Below are 20,824 nucleotides of genomic sequence, written 5' to 3'. Positions count from 1 at the left end.
TATAAAAAGTAGATAGAGCTTAAGAAATTATGAAATGAGTATTTGATCCCGAGGGTCGGACTCGAATTTCTAGCTATAAATTTAGAGTTTATAAAAATCTTTCATTTTTTAAGCTGAAGAAGTTCTTGTTTAAATACCAAACACGTTTGATAAAAGCGAAACTGAGTAAGAATCTAACCTCGTATTCAAAATAATATTTTTTGACCATCTTTTACGAGTATTCTGAACTCGCATTTCTAACATCTTACAACTTTCCACCTTCAAACATTTGTTGTATTTTTCTCAAACATACCCACTTTATGTATCTAAAAACCTTTAATTGAAACTTCACATTTCTATTTTGAAAAGAAAGTTGCTCTTTTAATGTACTGTGTTAAAGTTTGTAGTAGATCATAATGATTATAAGTACATTTCTTTTAAGAGCGGTTCCGACCAAAAACGACAAAATCTGTGAGGCGGGCAATGACATTCCAACGTTTAGAACTAAATCAGATTGAGCAGTTAAGTGCTTGTAGGATATCTCTGTTGCTTGGATTAAACGCCGAGCAGAACTACATCGAGCAATTTTTCCGGTTTAGTCTTCGTCTTTTGAATTGTAAAAAAGCCTTATTGACTTTTAATCAGGAGCCTTACTTTTGGCACCATTGTCCTGAAGGCATGACCGCCATTTCGTTTAAACCTTCAAAACATTTAAAACAGTGCTTTGCTAAACAACAGGTGATTAATCACTCACATCCCTCATATCAAAATTTAATCAACTATTTAAAAGAATTAAACATCGAGTGCAGCAGGGCATTGGCCGTGCATCTTCTACACCCTGATAAAACCTCTATGGGTTTTGCCGTTTTTTTTGATGATGATGCAGCAACATTTGAAGATGAAGACATCCAGTTATTGCTCGATTACTGTTCTACTTTTATGCAACAAGTCGAATTGAAGTTTAACTACGAAGAGTTAAATGAATTATACGAGCAACAAGTGGCACTTAATTCGAGTAAAACAAAATTTTTCTCGATTATTTCGCATGACTTGCGTGCGCCTTTTCATGGATTGCTCGGATTTTCTGAGGTACTCGCTAAAGAGCGTGAAACTTTAGATGAATCTAGTATTCAAAATATTGCAGACTATTTATATGACACCTCACAGTCGACCTATAACTTGCTTGAAAGTTTGCTGACATGGGCGATGGCCGAGGGAGGGCGTTTTGTCTATCACCCGATTAACTTTAAACTTAGACAAGTCAGCAATATCGTTTGCGATGTACTTCACACATTAGCTTTAAAGAAAAATATTGAACTGATTAATGGTGTTCCAGATGATTTAAACATCTACGCCGATATCAATATGATGACCTCTGTAATTCAAAACTTGGTGTCAAATGCGCTGAAATTTACCGACGTTGATGGTTCGGGCAAAGTCTTTATTGAAGCCAAACAAACTGGCGAAAATATTGAAATAACAGTTCGAGACACAGGTCTAGGCATGACCGAACAACAAATGGCAAATTTATTCCATCCACGTATTACTGCTAGCTTTAAAGGCACTGCAGGGGAAAAAGGTGCTGGTTTGGGTTTGAGTCTTTGCAAGCGTTTTGTCGAGATTAATCAGGGGCAAATTACTGTTGATTCTAAAGAAGGGGTAGGAACGACATTTAAAGTTCTATTACCTTCAGCTCAAGAAAGTCATGAAGTACATACCGAACATCATTCTTCATCAGAAGCAAAATTAGTCTAATCCCTTTTCCTTCCACTACTCGAACTGCTATAACTAAAAACAGAGTACGAGGAAAAGAGCTTTTTATATGAATGCGGAGCAGTTACAAAAAACATTGCGTGCCAGTCAGTACGCAGAACAAGTTTTAGGCCTGCATCAGGCTGTTTTAGAACAAGATTACCAAATAGATCAATTTACTGCACCGCTCTCAACTGATCAAATTTACCAATTTGTACAAACCACATTAGATGGAATTGGTGACGAAACATCTTGGATGCGCGCACTTCGTATTTTGCGTGGTCGTTTAATGTTTCGCTGGATTTGGCAAGATGCCAATCAGCTTACCGATGTTGTCACACTTACTCGTGAACTTTCTGATTTTGCTGATGCCAGCATTTGTGCGGCAAAGGCTTTTGCACGTGTGGCACTCGTAGCGAAACACGGTGAACCTGTGGGTTACTCTGGCAAAGTTCAAGATTTGATTGTAGTTGCCATGGGTAAGCTCGGTGCACAAGAGCTTAATCTCTCGAGTGATATTGATCTAATTTTTGCCTTTGATGAACAAGGCGAAACTAATGGTCGTAAATGCATTGATGTACAGCAGTTCTGTATTTTATGGGGACAAAAACTCATTTATTTGCTTGAGCACATTACCGCAGATGGTTTTGTATTTCGAGTTGATATGCGCTTGCGTCCTTGGGGAGACGGTTCGGCACTAGCGATTAGTCATGCAGCTTTAGAAAAATATTTAAGTCAGCATGGTCGTGAATGGGAACGTTATGCATGGATTAAAGCGCGCGTTGTGACGGGAGGTAAAGAAGGACAAGACTTGTTAGAGATGACACGTCCTTTTGTTTTCCGTCGTTATGTCGATTACACAGCCTTTGCTGCCATGCGCGATATGAAAGCGATGATTGAGCGTGAAGTTCTACGCCGTCATATCGAGGATGATATTAAACTCGGGGCAGGCGGTATTCGCGAAATTGAATTTATTGTTCAGGTGTTCCAGCTGATTTACGGCGGCTCTAAACGTGAGCTGCAAGACCGTCAGTGTTTGGTTAGCCTTGAGCACATTGGCGAAGCAGGTTTGTTAGAAAGACAAGCCGTTTTAGAACTTGAAGATTCCTACCTGTTTTTACGCCGTGTTGAACACGCAATTCAAGCGCTCAATGATCAACAAACCCAGCTATTGCCAGAAGAAATTGACCTAAGACAAAGAATTATAGATACCTTGGGCTTTGCGAGCTGGAATGAATTTATTGATGTTCTTAATGAGAAACGTCAAAAAGTTAAAGTTCAATTTAAGCAGCTCATTGAAGATACAAGTTCAAATGCCGCAACTGAAAACTTTGGCCAGTTAGAGCAGCAGTTGGATGAAGTATTGGATGACAATGCGAAAAATCTGATTCATGAGTTTTGGCACGGTCACGCACTCAAAAAACTACCTTCAAATGCAGTTCAGCGTTTAAAAACATTCTGGCCTCATTTAATTGAAGTGATCTTACAGTCCGAACAATCTCAAACAGCACTTTTACGTTTAATGCCGCTGATTGAATCGGTCATGCGCCGAACCGTGTACTTAGTCATGCTGATTGAAAGTAAAGGCGCATTGCAACGCTTAGTGAAAATGGCGACCGTAAGTCCGTGGATTTGTGAAGAGCTAACGCAATATCCAGTACTGCTTGATGAGTTCTTATCGATGGATTTTGAGTTGCCAAAACGTAAGGACTTAGAAGACTCACTACGTCAGCAGTTGCTCCGTATTGAGATTGATCAGGTCGAAGATCAGATGCGAGCACTTCGCCTGTTTAAAAAGAGCAATGTGTTAACCGTTGCTGCAAGTGATGTGTTAGCTGAAAGCCCATTAATGAAAGTATCTGATGCATTAACAGATATTGCTGAAGTGAGTGTTAATGCAACCCTACATTTAGCTTATCAGACAGTGGCGAAGCGCCATGGTTACCCTAAAGATGTTGATGGGAAACGCTGCTCACTTGACTACAAAGCTTTTGCTGTCATTGGTTATGGCAAAGTGGGGGGGATTGAACTGGGCTATGGTTCTGACTTAGACCTTGTCTTTATTCACTATCTAGATGAACAAGCTGATACGGATGGAACCAAGTCAATTAGTGGCTTTGAATTTGCGATGCGTGTTGCTCAAAAATTTATGTCTTTGATGACTACGCAAACGCTAGATGGTCGTGTCTATGAAATTGATACACGCTTAAGACCTTCAGGTGAAGCAGGTTTGTTGGTGACAAGTCTTAAGGCCTACGAACACTATCAGTTGAAAAGTGCATGGCTTTGGGAGCATCAGGCACTCGTTCGTGCACGCTCTATTGCTGGCGATGAGGTGCTTTGCCAGAAATTTGAAATATTTCGCCGCGAGATATTGACTCAATCTAGAGATGAGGCTTATGTTCGTGAAGAAGTGTTGAAAATGCGTCAGAAAATGAAAGACCACCTAGGTTCATCTTCTGAACAAAAAAAACATGGTATTTTTCATTTAAAACAGGACGCAGGTGGTATCGTCGATATCGAATTTATGGCACAGTATGCTGTACTTGCATGGAGCGGGACGAAACCCGATCTCGCCCATTATTCTGATAATGTAAGAATATTAGAAGATGCTGCTAAAGCAGACTGCTTATCCAGTGAAGATGCCACAGCATTAATTCGAGCCTATCTTAGTGAACGTGCCGAAAGCCACCGTTTAGCCCTTGCAAATCAATCCATGCAAGTCAGCGCAGCGGACTGGCGTAGTACCCGTGCGGTCGTTTGCAATTTATGGCAAAGATTAATAGACCCAACCGCCTCGGTTGAGTTGGATAGTGAATGATTTTATAACAATTTGGAGTGTTCCATGAATTTGGCTGATCGTGATGGTTTTATTTGGCAAGATGGAAAATTAATTGATTGGCGTGATGCAAAGATTCACGTTTTAACCCATACATTACACTACAGTATGGGCGTATTTGAGGGTGTTCGTGCTTATGAAACGCCTAAAGGTACTGCCATTTTCCGTCTTCAAGACCACACAAAACGTTTGTTAAATTCAGCAAAAATTTATCAAATGAAAGTGCCTTATGATCAAGCAACGCTTGAACAAGCACAAATCGATGTTGTTCGTGAAAATAAATTAGCTTCTTGCTATTTACGCCCGTTGATCTGGATCGGTTCAGAGAAACTAGGTATTGCAGCAACAAATAACACCATTCATGCCGCTGTTGCTGCATGGGCGTGGGGTGCATACCTTGGTGATGAAGCGATGGCTAAAGGTATTCGCGTTAAAACTTCATCATTTACTCACCATCATCCAAACGTGACGATGTGTAAAGCAAAAGCATCTGGTAACTACACGTTGTCAATCCTTGCTCACCAAGAAGTTGCACATTCTGGTTACGATGAAGCAATGTTAATGGACCCACAAGGTTATGTATGCCAAGGTTCAGGTGAAAACGTATTCTTGATTAAAGATGGCGTTTTACACACTCCAGATATCGCTGGTGGTGCGCTTGATGGTATTACACGTCAAACTGTAATGACAATCGCTAGAGATCTTGGTTACCAAGTTGTTGAGCGCCGTATTACACGTGACGAATTCTATATTGCAGACGAAGCATTCTTCACAGGTACTGCTGCTGAAGTAACACCAATTCGTGAATACGATGACCGTCAAATCGGTTCGGGTACTCGTGGCCCAATTACTACTGAAATCCAAAAAACTTACTTTGATGCGGTTCAAGGTAGAAATCCGAAATATGAACACTGGTTAACTTACGTAAAATAAGTTAATCCGTTAACATAAAAAGGCGAACATAAGTTTCGCCTTTTTATTTTTTGGCTTAGGGAGCTTCTATGCATATTGTCTATGTGTCTGATGGAAAGGCAGGACACCGCTCACAAGCATTAGGCTTGTTTCAGGCAATGCAAAGACAACAGCCAGAAACAACTTTTGAAGAGGTTCTAATTTCTGATTTACCTATTATTTCTCTGATTCAGGCACTTTTCTCTTCAAAAAAATCTTTATTTAAACAAGCGCCTGATTTTGTATTTGGCGTGGGAAGCCACACACATTTTCGTGTTTGGTTACTCGGTAGAATTTTCAAAAAGGCCAAAACGATTATTTTAATGAAGCCGAGTTTACCTATTGGTTGCTTTGATTATGCTGTTATTCCAGAGCATGACGGTATTCATGCCGATAGCCATGTGATTGTCACGCGTGGTGCATTAAACCCCATCCGTAATGAAAATCGCCATCAAACCGCGAGAGTTTTAATTGCTTTAGGAGGTTCATCTAAACGACATCAATGGAACCAAGATAAAGTATTAATCAGTGTTCAAAAAATTGTGGAGAACAATCCAGAAGCTGAAATTATTCTGACTACTTCACGTCGAACCCCAGCAGAGTTTATTGATATTTTAAAACAACAAAGTTTTGCCCAGCATTTACACATATTTCCGGTTGAGCAAACACCTCAAGGCTGGATTTTCGAAGAAATGCAAAAAGCAGAAGCTGTGTGGGTAACAGAAGACAGTGTATCTATGATTTTTGAGGCGCTTACCGCGGGTTGTCGAGTAGGGGTAATGGCAATGGACCGTTTGAAAGACGACCGGATTACGCACTCAGTTGATCAAATGTTAGAATCAAAATTAATTTCACAGCAGACCTCTGTTGTACAGTTACCACAACCTTATGCTTTTAAAGAAGCGGACCGTGTGGCAACATATCTTTTATCAAAAAATTAAATTTTTATTTTGAGTAAATAAATGAAAATATTGCATATTGCAAATTTTGGCTTTAATAAACAAGGCGCCCATTTTTACTGCACAGACCGTAAAATTTCTGCCGGATTAATTGAAAATGGCCATTTCGTTTATGATTTTAGTTTTCGTGACATGGCTCGAATGGGGACCATTTTTAAAACAAAAAAACTGGGTGCTAATTGGGCTAATAAAGAAGTCCTAAAAGTCGTTAATAATATTGAGCCTGATCTAGTGCTCATTGGACATAGTGACTTAATGAGTTCAGATGTTCTAAGACAAATTAAAGAATCTTATCCAAATACTAAAATTGCATTTTGGTATGTTGACCCGCTTTATCTTGAAAGCAAACTCGACTTTGTTAAAGCATTCTCACCATATTTAGATGCTATTTTCTGTACAACAGGTGGGGAATATCTCCAAAAGTTAAAGCAACCTCATTTAAGTGTGGCTTATTTGCCAAATGTCGGCCACCGCAATGTAGAAACACTACAACAGTTTTCAAATTCTAAGACTGACAAGACTTTTATTTTTTGTGGTGTAGTCTATAAAGAACCTGAGCGTGAGAAGTTCTTAAAGGATTTGGCAGATGCTTTGCAACAAGGTCATGTGAACTATCAATATTATGGTTGTTTTGAACAACCGGGTGTTTATGGTAAAGCCTATTATAAAGTTCTGTCTGAAACAAAAATGGGACTTAATTACTCACGCCGTAATGATGTAACCTTGTATAGTTCTGACCGTATTGTACAGCTGACTGGTAATGGTTTACTCACTTTTAGTCCAAGAATTCCGGGTTTTGAGAAGCTCTATACTGAGCAGGAAGTGGTTTACTTTGATGATCAGTTTGATTTAGCCAAAAAAATCCAATTCTTTGATCAAAATCCAGAGAAGGCTGAAAAAATAGCGAAAGAGGGTTGGGAGAAAACACGCAAATCTTTCAATGCTAAGCGCATCACCCAGTTTATGGTTGAAGTGACATTTAAGCAGCCACTTTCAGAAGATTATGAATGGTCACACGAGGTTTATGCATGATGTGGTTTTTGTACGTTGCGGTGGGCCTATTAGTACTTGCTGCACTGTTATATGTGCTAGGTAATTATACATTCTGGCTTCCGTTTCGTTCGAATAAATTACCACGTATTGTCATGTTGCATCAGGTTACTCCTAAAGATGCAGCCTCTGGCATGAACATGCCTCCTGAAAAGTTTGAACAACTCTTACAACTGTTAACTCGTAAAGGGGCTATCTTTTGCTTTGTTTCTGAGCTTGAGCAATATCGTAATCAAAAGAATGTGGTTGCTTTAAGTTTTGATGATGGCTTTATGGATAATTATCTTTATGCCTATCCATTACTCAAAAAATATAATGCGAAAGCAACTATTTATTTGGCAACGCAAATTGAAGGCATCGAAAAGCTCACTCATGAGCAAATTCATGAAATGGCGAATTCTGGTTTGATTGAATTTGGTGCGCATACGCAACATCATGTGAACTTACTTAAGCTTGACGATCAAACGGCTTACGATGAGATGCTTCAGTCTAAGCGTGATGTTGAAGCATTAGTTGGAAAATGTCCGAGCTTTGCCTATCCATTTGGTCGATTTAACGAAAAACACCAGAAAATGGCCCAAGAAATTGGCTTTAAAAACGCAGTATCGACTCGTAAAAAAATCGAAGCCTATGAAGCTGTTAATCAATTTAATATTCCACGTGTCAGCACGCATGGAGCCATGAATGCTTTACAAATGCGTATCGCCCTTGCTAAAGGACGTTATAAGTTATGAATAAAATTCCATGCAGTGTCTATATTGTCACTTTAAACTGTGGTGCTTGGTTAGAGCGAACATTACAAAGTATCAGTGAGTTTGATGAAGTCATTATTTTAGACTCTGGCAGTACTGATAATACTTATGAAATTGCTCAGCGCTTCGAAAATACGCAAATCTCTCATCAAGACTGGCAAGGTTATGCTGGACAAAAAAGTTTGGCTTTAGCAAAGTGCCGAAATGATTGGGTACTCAATCTAGATGGCGATGAAGTTTTATCTAACGAGTTAAAACAAGAGATTGTTGAGACCATTCAACAGAACAAGCTTGATGCATTAATCACACCAATTAATGATGTGTTTTTAGGTGTTCCAAACAGCAAACATACTAAAAAACATGCAAAGGTACGTTTTTTCCGCAAGTCCAAAGGACATTATGACCTTGCCAATAAAGTTCATGAAAATGTGATTGTGGATGGTGAATCTCAGCGTGCCCAACACGATATTTATCATTATGGTGAATCGAGTATTTTCGTTAAGGTCGAAAAAAATAACCAATATTCCAACTTAAAAGCATTAGAGAAATACCAAAAAGGAAAGTCTCCAAGCGTTGCTAAATTGGTTTTAGTGATGCCTGTGACTTTTATGAAGTCTTATTTTATTCGCCGTAGTTTCTTAAATGGTTGGCGTGGTTTTGTAAATAGTATGATTAACGCATTTTATGCATTTCTAAAAGAAGCTAAGCTTTTTGAACAGACCATGAATAAAGATAAAAATAAGTAGGCGAGCTATGAAAATTGTTCAGGTATTGGCAACGAGTGGTGGAATTGGTGGTTTAGAGCAGCACACTTTTAACCTTGTTAATGAGCTTGCTTTAAACCATGAAGTACATGTGATTGCACATCCTTGCTATGTAGACAAGTTTAGCCAACAAGTACATTTTCATGCTGTCGATTTTGCACGTAGCCGTTGGAATATTTTTTTACTGTGGCAACTTAAAAATCTTATTCAGCAAATTCAACCCGCTATTATTCATGCACAAGCAGGAAAAGCGGCTGAGCTGATTGCCCGCATTAAGCTATTTTTATCTGGCCCGAAATTTGTAACGACGGTACACGGCACTAAAAAGAATAAATCCGCTTATTTAGCTGGTGATGCAGTTATTACAGTGAGCCAAGCGCTCACGCAAGGCATTCCAGAGTCTAAAGCGCACGTGGTTTACAACGGGGTCTATCCTCAACCCGTACTTACTGCTGAAAATAAAGAAAAGTTACTTCAATCGATTCAAAAAGATTTTGCTGAGCTAGACACAAGCAAAAAAGTTGTTATGTGTATTGGACGTCTAGAGCCAGTAAAAAATATCAGTTTACTGATTGAGTCGATGCAACAGATTGATGCCAATTTATGGATTGTTGGCGATGGCTCACTTCGAGCAAGTTTAGAAAAGCAAGTCAGCGAATTGAACATGCAAAATCGTGTCGCTTTTCTTGGGTTTAGAACTGATGCTCGAGATCTGGTGCAATTAGCAGATATCGTGGTTTTGTCATCAGATCGTGAAGGTTTTCCACTTGTTATGGTCGAAGCTTTACAGGCTGATAAAGAAATGGCTTCAACCAAAGTAAACGGTGTGATTGAATGGCTGCCAGAGCAATATCTGGCAGAAATTGGAGATGCACAAGGTTTAGCAAAAGCGATTAAATATGCGCTTCGACCTGAGGCTCAAAACGACTTTAGCCCTTTGTATGCAAAAGCCAAGGCTGAACTGACTGTACCAGCCATGGCTGAGCAGACCATTAATATTTATAAAGGTCTGCTGAAAACTTAATTATTCTTTGGTGTAAGGCGGATGGCATCAAGTACCACGAAGTTATCTTCGACATTAATAGTATGACAACCGTCATCTGCTTGATTCCAGTCTGGTAAAACGACTTCTAATAATTTTTCTTCATAAGCTGTCGGGCTAAGCTGAGTAATCGCTTTTAATTCGATATTGCCGCCATAACGTTTTAAAGAATCTTGGCTTGGTCGAACCAGTCGCCCTTTGTAAATAAAAGGTTTGCCCGCCATACGGAACTGCTGACTGCCTTGGCACACTGGGTTCATTGGGTGCTCTTGCCAGTTTGGATTTAAAATATCTGCGGTAAAGAACAGGTCTAAACGGTCACCAAATTTCTTACAATCACGACGCGTTGAGGTAAAAAGGTACCATAAGCCCTCATGGTAAAAAGGGGTGCTGTCGACTGCTTCAATATTTTCAATAAGGTTGGAATGCTTTTCCCATTTCAGTGGAAACTCAGTACATTTCCAAAGTTCAATCGTCTTGTTTGCAGAAGTTTCTGGGACCATATACCAAGTGTTATCTATTTTAAATACGCAAGGGTATGACAGGTGGTAATCGAGTTTTAAAATGGTTTCAGGCGGGGTGTAAGTGCCATCTTTAAAGACTTCTAAAACAGAAAGAAAGCCGACCGGATGCTGATCATCCACCTCTTCAAAAAAAATGAAATGACGCTCATTTTCATAAGCATAAAAACTATCTGCAAAGGTGAACTTTCTAGGGGAATGGATCTCAAAGAGTGAATCTAATTGCTCAAGTGTAGTAACAGGTTGTTCTAACCAGCCAAAACGCATATACCAATGGGAGTCAAAAGTTTTCGCTTTTTTTGCTTGTTGGTACTTGTACCATTTTTTTTGAAGATTGCGAGTTATTAACATTTAATTACCTGTAGCTACTCATTTTTGTGTTTGGGCGGATTGGAGAAAGTATGCTAATCGAATAATTTTTTTGAAAATAAAAAGAGAAATAACCCGAGAAATTAAATCATTTTTCATTTTGTTAAAGTTCTTTTTAAAGCGATTTGGCTTTTTCATGTATGTTTTTCTATCAGATGCAATATGGCTTTGCATCTCGTCGTCATGCTCAAAGCAATAATAAAAAGGAGTGGAAATATCTCCTTCTAATAAATATTTCCAGTCATCAATATAAGTTAATTTCTTTATTTGCTTATGGACAAAATTTTGAGCAGTTTCTCGGGTTAAAGAGTAAGCATATGTGGCTGTATATAGGTCTTTAGGGCCAGTCATATTGAAGTAAAGTTCATCATTACTTACGTATCCTCTTATTCGTCGTCTAGATGGTTCAGAGTGCCCTCCTAAGAATGCGAATGCGGGATTGGTTTCTAATAAAGAATGTAATTTCTGCTGTATATGTTCGGTTTGAAAAATTACATCATCTTCAATAATTATTATGCGATCATATGCTGCATAATCACCTTGAGCTAGACGTTGCCAAATAATCATATGACTTAACCAGCAGCCTAGTTCACTTGGCCCTAATTCATGATCACATAATCCAGCAAACTGACGACTTAAATTTAAAAAAGTTAAATACTCATTATGAAGTTTTTTTCCATAAATTGCTTCGAAAAATTCAAAATCAATTTGTATATCGTGAATGACCGATTGCAAACTTTGATGTTGCTGTTTAATTTTTTCTTGTCGTTCATTACTTCCTTTCAAGGAGACACACAAGATAAGAATTTTTTTCATGTTTCAACTAACTTGATACAATACATTCTAGCTATTTTAGCCTGCTATGCTTATTGTTGATAGCCTCGCGATATCATACAAAACGCTCATTTACGCAATAATCTGATTAATATTTTAGATTTTGCATGTTCTGTTTATTTATTCTGAACTATCTAGAAAAAGGAATAATTTACTTCATTATGATTAAAGTTCTTATCTCATTTGGTACGCGTCCTGAAGCTATTAAAATGGCACCTGTAATCCAATGTTTAAAAAAAGACAATAGATTCGATGTTAAAGTATTAGTAACAGCTCAACATAGAGAGATGCTTGATCAAGTATTAGAAGTTTTTAAAATAACTCCTGATTTTGATTTAAATTTAATGAAAGCTAATCAAAGTTTAAATCAGCTTTCTGCAAATATTTTACAAAATATGGATAGTATTTATCAAAATTTTAGGCCACATATATTATTAGTGCATGGTGATACATTATCTGCATTTGTGGTAGCTCAATCTGCATTTTATAATCAAATTGATATTGGTCATGTTGAGGCTGGGTTAAGAACTTATAATTTAAAGTCGCCTTGGCCTGAAGAAGGAAATAGACAACTAATTTCTAAAATCTCTAATTTACATTTTGCTCCCACTGAGTTGGCTGCTGAGTGCTTAAAAAAAGAAAATATTCAGTTAAGTAATATATATATTACGGGGAATACTGTAGTAGATGCATTATTAAGTGTTTCTGACCAAATTTTACCTTTACCTATAAAATATAATGGTAGTAAGTGGAACTTGGATGAAAAAATAAAAAAAATTCTGATCACAGGGCATAGACGTGAGAATTTTGGTCAAGGTTTTATTAATATTTGTCAGGCTATAAAAGATTTAGCCTTAAAGTATCCCGCAATTGAGTTTATTTATCCTGTTCATTTAAATCCTAATGTGAAAGATATTGTTTTTAGTTATCTAACTGATATTAAAAATATTATTTTATTACCACCCCAGTCTTATTTAGAATTTATTAATTTAATGAAACATAGTTATCTAATTTTGACAGACTCTGGAGGGATTCAAGAGGAAGCACCAAGTCTGGGGGTGCCAATTCTAGTAATGCGAGATACTACTGAAAGACAAGAAGCTATTGATGCAGGCACAGTCAAATTGGTGGGAACAGAAACTGCTTCAATAACATTTTGGGTAGAAACATTATTGGAAAATAGTGAGCTGTATCATCAGATGGCTAGAGCTAACAACCCTTATGGGGATGGTACAGCTAGTATTAAAATCAAACAAATTCTTTTGGATAAATATAGTCATACAATATAAATTACTTTAATTTATATTGTATAAAATAACGTATAAGTTTAAATAAATCTTTAATTTTAATACGAGTAGCTAGAGTCTTTAGAAAGTTTTTACTGTGAGTAATATTTTCTAAAGATTCTAATTGTTCATTAAAATATATCTCTAATGCATTTTCTTTATAACTCTTAGTTCTATCTGGTAACCAAGAACCATAAAAATGATGCGTAGCAAAATTTTTAGGTAAGTCTAAGCAAAAATGTGTTGATGGATATACATGAATTGTATTTATAGAATCCTTTCCAACTTGCAGGTTATTATTTAAAGGATTAATAAAAAAATTTTCTCTTAATATTTCTGATACCGAAAAAGTATTAGTATTCTCTTCATCTGTATAAATACGTTCATGATAATATTCTAAAATTCTTTTGGTTAAGCTATGATTTGGTATTGACCCCCAAACAGCAGTAAAAGGAGAGCCTTTCCCTTCAAAACCTGTAAAGGCTTCGTGCTGTAAAAAAATATCAAGATTTTCTTTTAGTTCTACATCAGTATCTAAATAAATTCCTCCAAAATTATGTAAAGCATAAGCTCTTACGTAGTCTGATACATAGGCATATTTTTTTTGATTGTAGGCTGATAAGGTGAAGGGATGACTGTTTATATTAAATGATTTTTCATTCCATAATTTTATTTCATAATCTGGACAAAATAATCTCCATGATTCTATATATTTAACAAGTTGTTCAGGGATCTTGTTGGGGCCAAACCAACAGTAATGTATTATGCGTGGGATCATATAATCTTGTGTGTCTTTCAAAATAATATTTAAAAATAAAAAAACTGTAGCATAGATATTTTATTTATCTGCATTACCTTTGAGCACCATATAAATCAGGGCAACAAAGATCAGTAATGCCCCAGCCAAACTACTGATGCAGAAATACAAAATACGTTCGCTGGTAGTCATGTTAAAGAGTTCATTTGCAAGGATGTAACGCATAAAGAACCATTGTGCAAGTGAGAACACAATAATCACAATTGTGTGTCGACGTACATCTGGACGCATTGCCATAAAGCTGACCTCTTAGTAAAAAGCAGCCTATTATGCCACTGACGTGCTTTTTCGCAAAGCATAGCTTATGAAAACTGAATGTTTGCTTGATATTGTTTAATAAAAAACCCTGCATAAGCAGGGTTTTTTAATGGAAAATCTAAAAAATTATTTAGATTCTTCAGCTTTAGGTTTTTCACGTAAGCGGATGCCTAAGTCACGAAGCTGGTTCGCTTCAACAGGAGCAGGTGCTTGAGTAAGTGGACACTCAGCAGTCTTAGTTTTCGGGAATGCAATAACGTCACGAATTGAAGTCGCGCCAGTCATAAGCATCACTAAACGGTCAAGACCAAATGCCAAACCACCGTGAGGAGGAGCGCCATAACGAAGTGCGTTAAGCAAGAAGCTGAATTTCTCTTCTGCTTCTTCATCAGAAATACCAAGCGCTTCAAAAATCGCTTTTTGCATTTCTAATGTGTAAATACGAAGTGAACCACCGCCAACTTCAGTACCGTTTAATACCATGTCGTAAGCAACAGAAAGTGCTTCACCTGGATTGCTCTTCACGTCTTCTACGCTAGATTTAGGTAGAGTGAATGGGTGGTGAACAGAAGTCCATTTACCATCGTCAGTTTCTTCAAACATTGGGAAGTCAACAACCCAAAGTGGAGCCCACTCACAAGTTGAAAGATTCAAGTCGTGACCAATCTTGACACGAAGCGCGCCCATTGCGTCATTTACAACTTTAGCTTTATCAGCACCGAAGAATACGATATCGCCATCTTGTGCGCCAACACGTTCCAACAGTTCAAGTACAATCGGTTCAATGAATTTCACGATTGGAGATTGAAGACCTTCAATTCCTTTAGCGAGTTCATTAACTTTAATATACGCTAAACCTTTTGCACCATAGATGCCAACGAATTTGGTGTATTCATCGATTGCACTACGTGGCAATGAAGCTGCACCAGGAACACGTAAAGCAACAATACGACCTTTAGGATCTTTTGCAGGACCAGCAAATACTTTGAACTCTACTTCTTGCATTAAGTCTGCAACCTCAACGAGTTTCAACGGAATACGCAAATCTGGTTTGTCAGATGCATAGTCACGCATTGCTTCGCTATATGGCATACGGCGGAATTTTTCAAATTTTACGCCAAGCAAGTCGTTAAATAGTTTAACAGTCATGCCTTCCATCAAATCCATGATTTCATCGTCATTTAAGAACGATGTTTCAATGTCGATTTGAGTGAATTCTGGCTGACGGTCAGCACGTAAGTCTTCATCACGGAAACATTTCGCGATTTGGTAGTAACGATCAATACCACCCACCATCAATAATTGTTTAAACAATTGCGGTGATTGTGGAAGTGCGTAGAAGCTACCATTTTGTACACGACTTGGTACTAAATAGTCACGCGCGCCTTCAGGAGTTGCACGAGTTAAAATCGGAGTTTCAACGTCTAAGAAACCGTGATCGTCTAAATAATTACGGATCAAGTTAGTTACTTTAGAACGGAAACGTAAGCGATCTAACATTTCTGGACGACGGATGTCCAAGAAACGATATTTTAAACGGTGTTCTTCTGACACGTTGATGGTGTCATCATTTAACGGAAATGGCGGAGTTTCAGAAGCAGCAAGAACTTCGATTTCTTTGCCTAAAACTTCGATTTGACCACTCACCATATTTGGGTTTTCAGTACCTTCATAACGGCGACGAACACGACCTGTAATTTTTAATACATATTCAGAACGTGCTTTATCTGCAGTTGCAAATGCTTCTGGAGTATCTGGGTCAATAACCACTTGAACGAGACCATCACGATCACGCATATCAAGGAAAATAACACCGCCATGGTCACGGCGACGATGTACCCAACCGCATAGTGTAACGGTCTGGTCGATTTGGGCTTCAGTTAAAGAGCCACAGTAATGAGTTCGCATCATGATGAAGATTATCCAAACTATATTGGCTGAAAGGACGGATGCGTAAACCGCGCACCGTCAAAAAAGTAAGTTTTCGATTATGCCTTGTTGGATGGTTTGTCACAAGAACTAGATCAAAAAACCGCAGAAATTAAGCTGAAAATGAGCAATTTGGCAGCGATTTTAGTTATTCATCCCATTCTTTGTTGTCGATCTAAAACCAAGAATAGTAAGCATCCTAAGCTAAAGGTATTTAACCAACCTTGCATAAATTCATTAATAGAACGACCAGTGAAATAATAGGTATCAGCATGCCAAACTTCATGAGGAATGTAGCGGGCATAATCCCAAAAAGAAAATAGGCCTAACAATGTAGATAAAATCAACAGACACCATGCAAAAATTTTAATTTTATAGTTTACTTTCCAGTGTTGTTTATAGCGCTGATAATAATGAATACACATCCAAACAATAAAAGGTAAAGCAAGAGCAGAGGAGCCTAACTGCAAAAGACGATGTAAGGGGTATGGGTGTCCTAAAAGGTGAATCTTTGTTGCTAATACATCTTTAAATACAAAAGTCCGAAAGTCTGAGTGTGTTAGACCATCCCATATTAAATGTGTTGCAATTCCTAAAGTAAGTGCGAGTAATGTTCCAACCAAAAATAAAAAAATACGTTTTAAAGAGTTGAGGCCAAGATCATGCTGAATGCCGAAAAAACGGTAAATTACAGGTCGATATAGAAAGTACCAAATAGCACAAAAAATAAGGCCTAAGGTAAGGTTAGGATAAATCAGGCCTTTCCATTGATGTGTCAACATACCTGATTGCATTGTAAATAAGCGGTAAAGATCAGGTGTCATACTGCCAATTGCTAACGCAGCAATTGGCAAAGTGTTTCGGCTAAGCTTCGAAAGAGGAGGCGCTATAACGGCATGAGAGATTGTAAAAGGCATTAGAAATCGGAATTTACTCACATCATTTAATTGGCCAGTCTATCGAATCATCTGATTAGAAATGTTTTTTATTGCAAAACAACTGAAATGTTATAATATAACAAAACAAAGGCGTAGCGATCAGAGAATCACCTCATGTTGTTCCATAAAAATATTTTGACCATATCCATTTTAGCTGTCATATCCGTATCTTCATTTGCAGCAGAAAGTGAAAATGTTGAAAAGCTAGAAACCATTCGAATTAAGGCTCATCCACTTGAGCAAACTTCACAAGATTTTGCTGTGGCAGATACTGTTGTTGACCAAAAGCATTTATCGCAAGGTGCTGCGACCATTGGGGATGCACTCAGTAGCGAAGTGGGAATTTATGCTAATCAGTTTGGGGCTGGTTCGAGTCGTCCAGTCATCCGTGGACAAGATGGGCCACGCGTTAAAGTACTTCAAAATTCATCAGAAAATATTGATGTCTCGACTTTGTCTCCTGACCATGCTGTCACTGTAGATCCTGTGCTTGCGAAACAAGTCGAAGTAATTCGCGGACCTTCAACTTTACTGTTTGGTGCGGGGACTGTCGGAGGTTTAGTCAACGTTATTGATAACAAGATCCCTACGCAAATGCCTGAAAACGGTTATGAAGGACAAGTTGGCTTACGTTACAACACTGGAAGTGATGAAAAACTGGCGAGCGCTGGCCTAACTGTTGGCTTGGGCAGCCAAGTTGCTTTACGTGTTGAGGGGTTAACTCGTGATGCGAATAATTATATTGCGCCCAATTATATTCATGAAGGCGAAAAAGAGCGCCGTGTAGACAATACTTTTGCGCAGGGTGACTCAGTTAACGTTGGTTTGTCTTGGATTTATGACCGTGGCTATACAGGTATTTCTTATAGCAACCGCAGAGACCAGTATGGCTTACCAGGCCATAGCCATGAATATGAAAATTGTAAGGCTCATCTAGGCGGAAGACCACATTTGCATTGTGACGAACATGAGCATGAACATGAAGATGGTGAAGAGGCTCACGCCCATGAAGAACATGAACACGAACATGGCGGCCCATGGATTGATTTAAAGTCTGAGCGTTATGATTTTAAAACCGAGTTAAATGAGCCATTTGCAGGCTTCCAAAAGTTACGTGCACAAGCAAGCTATACAGACTATCAACATGACGAAATTGAAGAAGGCACAATTGCGACCCGATTCCAAAACAAAGGTTATGATGGACGCATTGAGTTAGTACATAACCCGATTGCAAGTTGGGAAGGGGTAATTGGCGCACAGTTAGGTCAACAGAAATTGGATTTAACTGGCGAAGAAGCATTTATGGCTCCGACCACTACCAAAAAGTGGAGCGTATTTGCTTTAGAACATAAACAATGGAAAGACGTACATTTTGAGCTTTCTGCCCGTGCAGATCAGCAAGAAATTGATGTAGACGATAATTCTAAACAGGATTTTGATGGTTCGGCATTCTCATACGCAGGTGCTGCGAATTGGGAGTTTGCACCGAACTATAAACTGTCTTTTGTCGCTTCACATCAGGAACGTTTACCTTTAGCTCAAGAGTTATATGCAAATGGTGGACATTTTGCGACGAATACTTATGAGTTAGGAAATGATCAACTCAGTAAGGAAAAATCGAATAATGTTGAGTTAGGTTTGCATTTTGATAATGACAAACTTGATTATCATCTTCATGTGTACCATAACTGGTTTGATGACTACATCTATGCGCAAACTCTTGACCGTTATAAAGACTTCCGTTTAGTTCAATATACTCAAGATAAAGCTCGTTTCTATGGTGCTGAGGGTGAAATTGGTTATCAAATTACCCCAATGTACAAGATTAGTGCTTTTGGTGACTATGTACGCGGTAAAATTGATGCAGAGGGTAACGCTCCACGTATTCCAGCGGGACGTTTAGGTACTAAAGTTGATGCAGACTTTGGCGATGGTTTTAGTGGTTCTGCCGAGTACTATCATGTCTTTAACCAAGATAAGATCGCAGCTTACGAGACCGAAACTGAAGGCTATAACATGCTTAATCTTGGCGTGGCATACTCTGGACAATATGGTGCAAAAACAGATTATCGTGTTTATATGAAAGCAAATAACTTGTTAGATGACACGGTTTATCAACATGCTTCATTCTTATCAAATATTCCACAAGTTGGACGTAATTTTACTGTGGGTGTTGATTTTAGTTTCTAAGGCTTTAACACGAAACTAAACTTGAAAAATCAAGCCAAAAGACCTAATTTGAAACCATCAAGTTAGGTCTTTTTTATGCGTATTTTTCAACGAATTCATCAAAAGTTAAATTGGTCAGGGCGTCGTTATATGGCGGTATTACTTTGCGTTGTTGCTATTGCATATGTTGCATCGGCGATTTACCACACAGTAAAACCATTACCACAAGGGATTAACTTTAGTGGCAAGCTTAGACATGCCGATGTTAAATTTTTAGCAGACAAAACTTATCTTGATGCAAAAGGGCAACAGCAGGTTGACCAGCACATCTTTGATGAAATCTTGAAAATGATTGATGAGGCAAAAACCACGATTGTGGTGGATATGTTCTTGTTTAATTCAGAAGTGGGTGATTCAAAGCTGAAGCAAAGATCATTAATGCAAGAGCTAACCGATGCATTAGTAAGTAAGAAAAGACAAAATCGCCAAATTCAGATCGTTATGATTACTGACCCAATTAACTCGGTATACGGTGGTCTAAGCCCTGAACACTACCGTCAGTTACGTCAGGCAGGTATTGATGTGATTGAAACGAATTTAGCCCCTTTGCGTGCTTCTAACCCATTCTGGTCAGGCTTCTGGTACATCTGCTGTCAAAATATTGGCAATAACCCTGAAAAGGGCTGGTTACCAAATCCATTCGGTGATGAAAAAATTACACTGCGCAGTTATTTAAACTTATTTAATTTTAAGGCCAATCACCGTAAAACAGTTGTTGTTGATACCGATGCTGGTTGGAAGTCATTGGTGACCTCAGCAAATCCACACGATGGCAGCTCTAGACACTCTAATGTCGCGTTGGTTGTAACAGGGGCGACAGCTGCTGATGTTCTTCAAACTGAAGCTGCAGTTGCACAAATGTCAGGCAGTAGCTCCCCATCGCTCATTTTAGGTGACTTTGAGAAAGACGTAACTAAACCTCAAGTGCAAGTTTTAACTGAGGGCGCAATTTATCAATCTGTATTGAAATTAATTAATTCAGCGAAGCCGAAAGAGCATCTTGATTTAAGTATGTTCTATCTATCTGAACGCAAGATTATTCAAGCACTAAAAAATGCTCAAGAGCGAGGTGTTATTGTTCGTGTTTTACTCGATCCAAATAAAGATGCATTTGGTAGACAAAAGAATGGTATTCCAAACCGTCAGGTGGCTTCAGAGCTACATGCTGCTGGTATTCCAATCCGTTGGTGTGATACCCATGGCGAACAGAACCATAGCAAAATGATTTTGAAATATAACGCTCAACAAGCTGAGTTGATCGTAGGATCTGCCAACTTTACGGCCCGTAATTTAAAAAATTACAACCTTGAAACGGATATGTTGGTCATTGGCAAAGTTCAAGATCAAGTTTTTAAAGATGCACAAGATTACTTCAATACCTCGTGGTCAAACCTAAAAGATAGACAGATGAGTGTGGATTATGCGAAGTATGCAGATGAGTCTAAAGTGAAGTATTGGATTTATCGTTTTATGGAATGGTCAGGGTTGTCGACTTTTTAATCACTATCTTTGGAGTTTTCCAAAAAATAGCAAGATGATTGGCGACATGGATGTC

Annotated in this window: 17 protein-coding genes; 11 read left to right on the top strand and 6 right to left on the bottom strand. The window is 38.3% G+C overall.

The window, feature by feature from the left end:
- Positions 1–462 precede the first annotated feature (462 nt).
- From RFW85_RS07650 to RFW85_RS07615, 8 genes are all read left to right on the top strand, one after another.
- Positions 463–1,734 carry a HAMP domain-containing sensor histidine kinase gene (locus RFW85_RS07650; protein WP_309171364.1) on the top strand — a complete coding sequence of 424 codons (1,272 nt, stop codon included), beginning with the start codon at positions 463–465 and terminating at the stop codon, positions 1,732–1,734.
- Positions 1,735–1,801: 67 nt separating this feature from the next.
- Entirely contained in the window at positions 1,802–4,552 is a 2,751-nt protein-coding gene (gene glnE / locus RFW85_RS07645; RefSeq protein WP_309171363.1) for a bifunctional [glutamate--ammonia ligase]-adenylyl-L-tyrosine phosphorylase/[glutamate--ammonia-ligase] adenylyltransferase, read from the top strand.
- 24 nt (positions 4,553–4,576) lie between these two features.
- On the top strand, positions 4,577–5,503 hold the full coding sequence (locus RFW85_RS07640) for a branched-chain amino acid transaminase (protein WP_086265231.1): 927 nt from the start codon (positions 4,577–4,579) through the stop codon (positions 5,501–5,503).
- 68 nt (positions 5,504–5,571) lie between these two features.
- A complete protein-coding gene (locus tag RFW85_RS07635) occupies positions 5,572–6,462 on the top strand; it encodes an ELM1/GtrOC1 family putative glycosyltransferase (protein ID WP_309171362.1) in 891 nt (296 codons plus the stop codon).
- A gap of 21 nt (positions 6,463–6,483) precedes the next feature.
- Positions 6,484–7,512, top strand: a complete 1,029-nt coding sequence (locus tag RFW85_RS07630; protein ID WP_309171361.1) for a glycosyltransferase — start codon at positions 6,484–6,486, stop codon at positions 7,510–7,512.
- Entirely contained in the window at positions 7,509–8,264 is a 756-nt protein-coding gene (locus RFW85_RS07625; RefSeq protein ID WP_199977989.1) for a polysaccharide deacetylase family protein, read from the top strand. The genes RFW85_RS07630 and RFW85_RS07625 overlap by 4 nt, the downstream gene beginning before the upstream one ends.
- Positions 8,261–9,028 (top strand): glycosyltransferase family 2 protein, encoded by a 768-nt coding sequence (locus RFW85_RS07620; RefSeq protein WP_309171360.1) that lies wholly within the window; start codon positions 8,261–8,263, stop codon positions 9,026–9,028. Before RFW85_RS07625 ends, RFW85_RS07620 begins: the two co-directional genes overlap by 4 nt.
- 7 nt (positions 9,029–9,035) lie before the next feature.
- Positions 9,036–10,070: a glycosyltransferase gene (locus tag RFW85_RS07615; RefSeq protein ID WP_309171359.1), complete on the top strand. Its 1,035-nt coding sequence runs from the start codon at positions 9,036–9,038 to the stop codon at positions 10,068–10,070.
- Here the strand turns inward: RFW85_RS07615 and RFW85_RS07610 are convergent.
- Positions 10,067–10,960: a hypothetical protein gene (locus RFW85_RS07610; protein ID WP_309171358.1), complete on the bottom strand. Its 894-nt coding sequence runs from the start codon at positions 10,958–10,960 to the stop codon at positions 10,067–10,069. The two genes, RFW85_RS07615 and RFW85_RS07610, sit on opposite strands and share 4 nt — an antisense overlap.
- Positions 10,961–10,978: 18 nt before the next feature.
- Positions 10,979–11,794 (bottom strand): glycosyltransferase family 25 protein, encoded by an 816-nt coding sequence (locus tag RFW85_RS07605; protein ID WP_309171357.1) that lies wholly within the window; start codon positions 11,792–11,794, stop codon positions 10,979–10,981.
- A gap of 179 nt (positions 11,795–11,973) precedes the next feature.
- Between RFW85_RS07605 and wecB the strand changes: the two genes are divergently transcribed.
- Complete coding sequence (gene wecB, locus RFW85_RS07600; protein WP_068528974.1) at positions 11,974–13,101, top strand: non-hydrolyzing UDP-N-acetylglucosamine 2-epimerase; 1,128 nt, start codon at positions 11,974–11,976, stop codon at positions 13,099–13,101.
- A gap of 1 nt (position 13,102) precedes the next feature.
- On the opposite strand, the gene RFW85_RS07595 is transcribed toward wecB, so the two are convergent.
- The 4 genes from RFW85_RS07595 to RFW85_RS07580 form a co-directional block, all read right to left on the bottom strand.
- A complete protein-coding gene (locus tag RFW85_RS07595; RefSeq protein ID WP_309171356.1) occupies positions 13,103–13,897 on the bottom strand; it encodes a glycosyltransferase in 795 nt (264 codons plus the stop codon).
- Positions 13,898–13,936: 39 nt separating this feature from the next.
- Positions 13,937–14,152, bottom strand: coding sequence for a hypothetical protein (locus RFW85_RS07590; protein ID WP_068528968.1), 216 nt, complete (start codon positions 14,150–14,152; stop codon positions 13,937–13,939).
- A 147-nt stretch (positions 14,153–14,299) separates the two neighbouring features.
- Positions 14,300–16,084 (bottom strand): aspartate--tRNA ligase, encoded by a 1,785-nt coding sequence (gene aspS / locus RFW85_RS07585; RefSeq protein ID WP_309171355.1) that lies wholly within the window; start codon positions 16,082–16,084, stop codon positions 14,300–14,302.
- 170 nt (positions 16,085–16,254) lie between these two features.
- The gene (locus tag RFW85_RS07580; protein WP_309171354.1) at positions 16,255–17,019 is read right to left on the bottom strand and encodes a DUF4184 family protein; all 765 of its coding nucleotides are present in this window, start codon (positions 17,017–17,019) and stop codon (positions 16,255–16,257) included.
- A gap of 135 nt (positions 17,020–17,154) precedes the next feature.
- On the opposite strand from RFW85_RS07580, the gene znuD reads away from it, so the two are divergent.
- Both znuD and RFW85_RS07570 read left to right on the top strand, forming a co-directional pair.
- Positions 17,155–19,230, top strand: coding sequence for a zinc piracy TonB-dependent receptor ZnuD (gene znuD, locus RFW85_RS07575; RefSeq protein ID WP_309171353.1), 2,076 nt, complete (start codon positions 17,155–17,157; stop codon positions 19,228–19,230).
- 75 nt (positions 19,231–19,305) lie between these two features.
- Entirely contained in the window at positions 19,306–20,769 is a 1,464-nt protein-coding gene (locus RFW85_RS07570) for a phospholipase D family protein (RefSeq protein WP_309171352.1), read from the top strand.
- Positions 20,770–20,824 lie beyond the last annotated feature (55 nt).

The organism is Acinetobacter sp. 12966 (assembly GCF_031196995.1).
In the GTDB taxonomy this organism is placed as follows: Bacteria; Pseudomonadota; Gammaproteobacteria; order Pseudomonadales; family Moraxellaceae; genus Acinetobacter; species Acinetobacter geminorum.
Note: the sequence above shows the minus strand (reverse complement) of the source record. Positions and strands in the feature narration are given on the sequence as shown.

Bases quoted from the DNA above. Each gene is read 5' to 3' on its own strand.
- RFW85_RS07650 (WP_309171364.1), top strand. From the start codon at position 463: ATGACATTCCAACGTTTAGAACTAAATCAGATTGAGCAGTTAAGTGCT.
- glnE (WP_309171363.1), top strand. From the start codon at position 1,802: ATGAATGCGGAGCAGTTACAAAAAACATTGCGTGCCAGTCAGTACGCA.
- RFW85_RS07640 (WP_086265231.1), top strand. From the start codon at position 4,577: ATGAATTTGGCTGATCGTGATGGTTTTATTTGGCAAGATGGAAAATTA.
- RFW85_RS07635 (WP_309171362.1), top strand. From the start codon at position 5,572: ATGCATATTGTCTATGTGTCTGATGGAAAGGCAGGACACCGCTCACAA.
- RFW85_RS07630 (WP_309171361.1), top strand. From the start codon at position 6,484: ATGAAAATATTGCATATTGCAAATTTTGGCTTTAATAAACAAGGCGCC.
- RFW85_RS07625 (WP_199977989.1), top strand. From the start codon at position 7,509: ATGATGTGGTTTTTGTACGTTGCGGTGGGCCTATTAGTACTTGCTGCA.
- RFW85_RS07620 (WP_309171360.1), top strand. From the start codon at position 8,261: ATGAATAAAATTCCATGCAGTGTCTATATTGTCACTTTAAACTGTGGT.
- RFW85_RS07615 (WP_309171359.1), top strand. From the start codon at position 9,036: ATGAAAATTGTTCAGGTATTGGCAACGAGTGGTGGAATTGGTGGTTTA.
- RFW85_RS07610 (WP_309171358.1), bottom strand. From the start codon at position 10,960: ATGTTAATAACTCGCAATCTTCAAAAAAAATGGTACAAGTACCAACAA.
- RFW85_RS07605 (WP_309171357.1), bottom strand. From the start codon at position 11,794: ATGAAAAAAATTCTTATCTTGTGTGTCTCCTTGAAAGGAAGTAATGAA.
- wecB (WP_068528974.1), top strand. From the start codon at position 11,974: ATGATTAAAGTTCTTATCTCATTTGGTACGCGTCCTGAAGCTATTAAA.
- RFW85_RS07590 (WP_068528968.1), bottom strand. From the start codon at position 14,152: ATGGCAATGCGTCCAGATGTACGTCGACACACAATTGTGATTATTGTG.
- aspS (WP_309171355.1), bottom strand. From the start codon at position 16,084: ATGATGCGAACTCATTACTGTGGCTCTTTAACTGAAGCCCAAATCGAC.
- RFW85_RS07580 (WP_309171354.1), bottom strand. From the start codon at position 17,019: ATGCCTTTTACAATCTCTCATGCCGTTATAGCGCCTCCTCTTTCGAAG.
- znuD (WP_309171353.1), top strand. From the start codon at position 17,155: ATGTTGTTCCATAAAAATATTTTGACCATATCCATTTTAGCTGTCATA.
- RFW85_RS07570 (WP_309171352.1), top strand. From the start codon at position 19,306: ATGCGTATTTTTCAACGAATTCATCAAAAGTTAAATTGGTCAGGGCGT.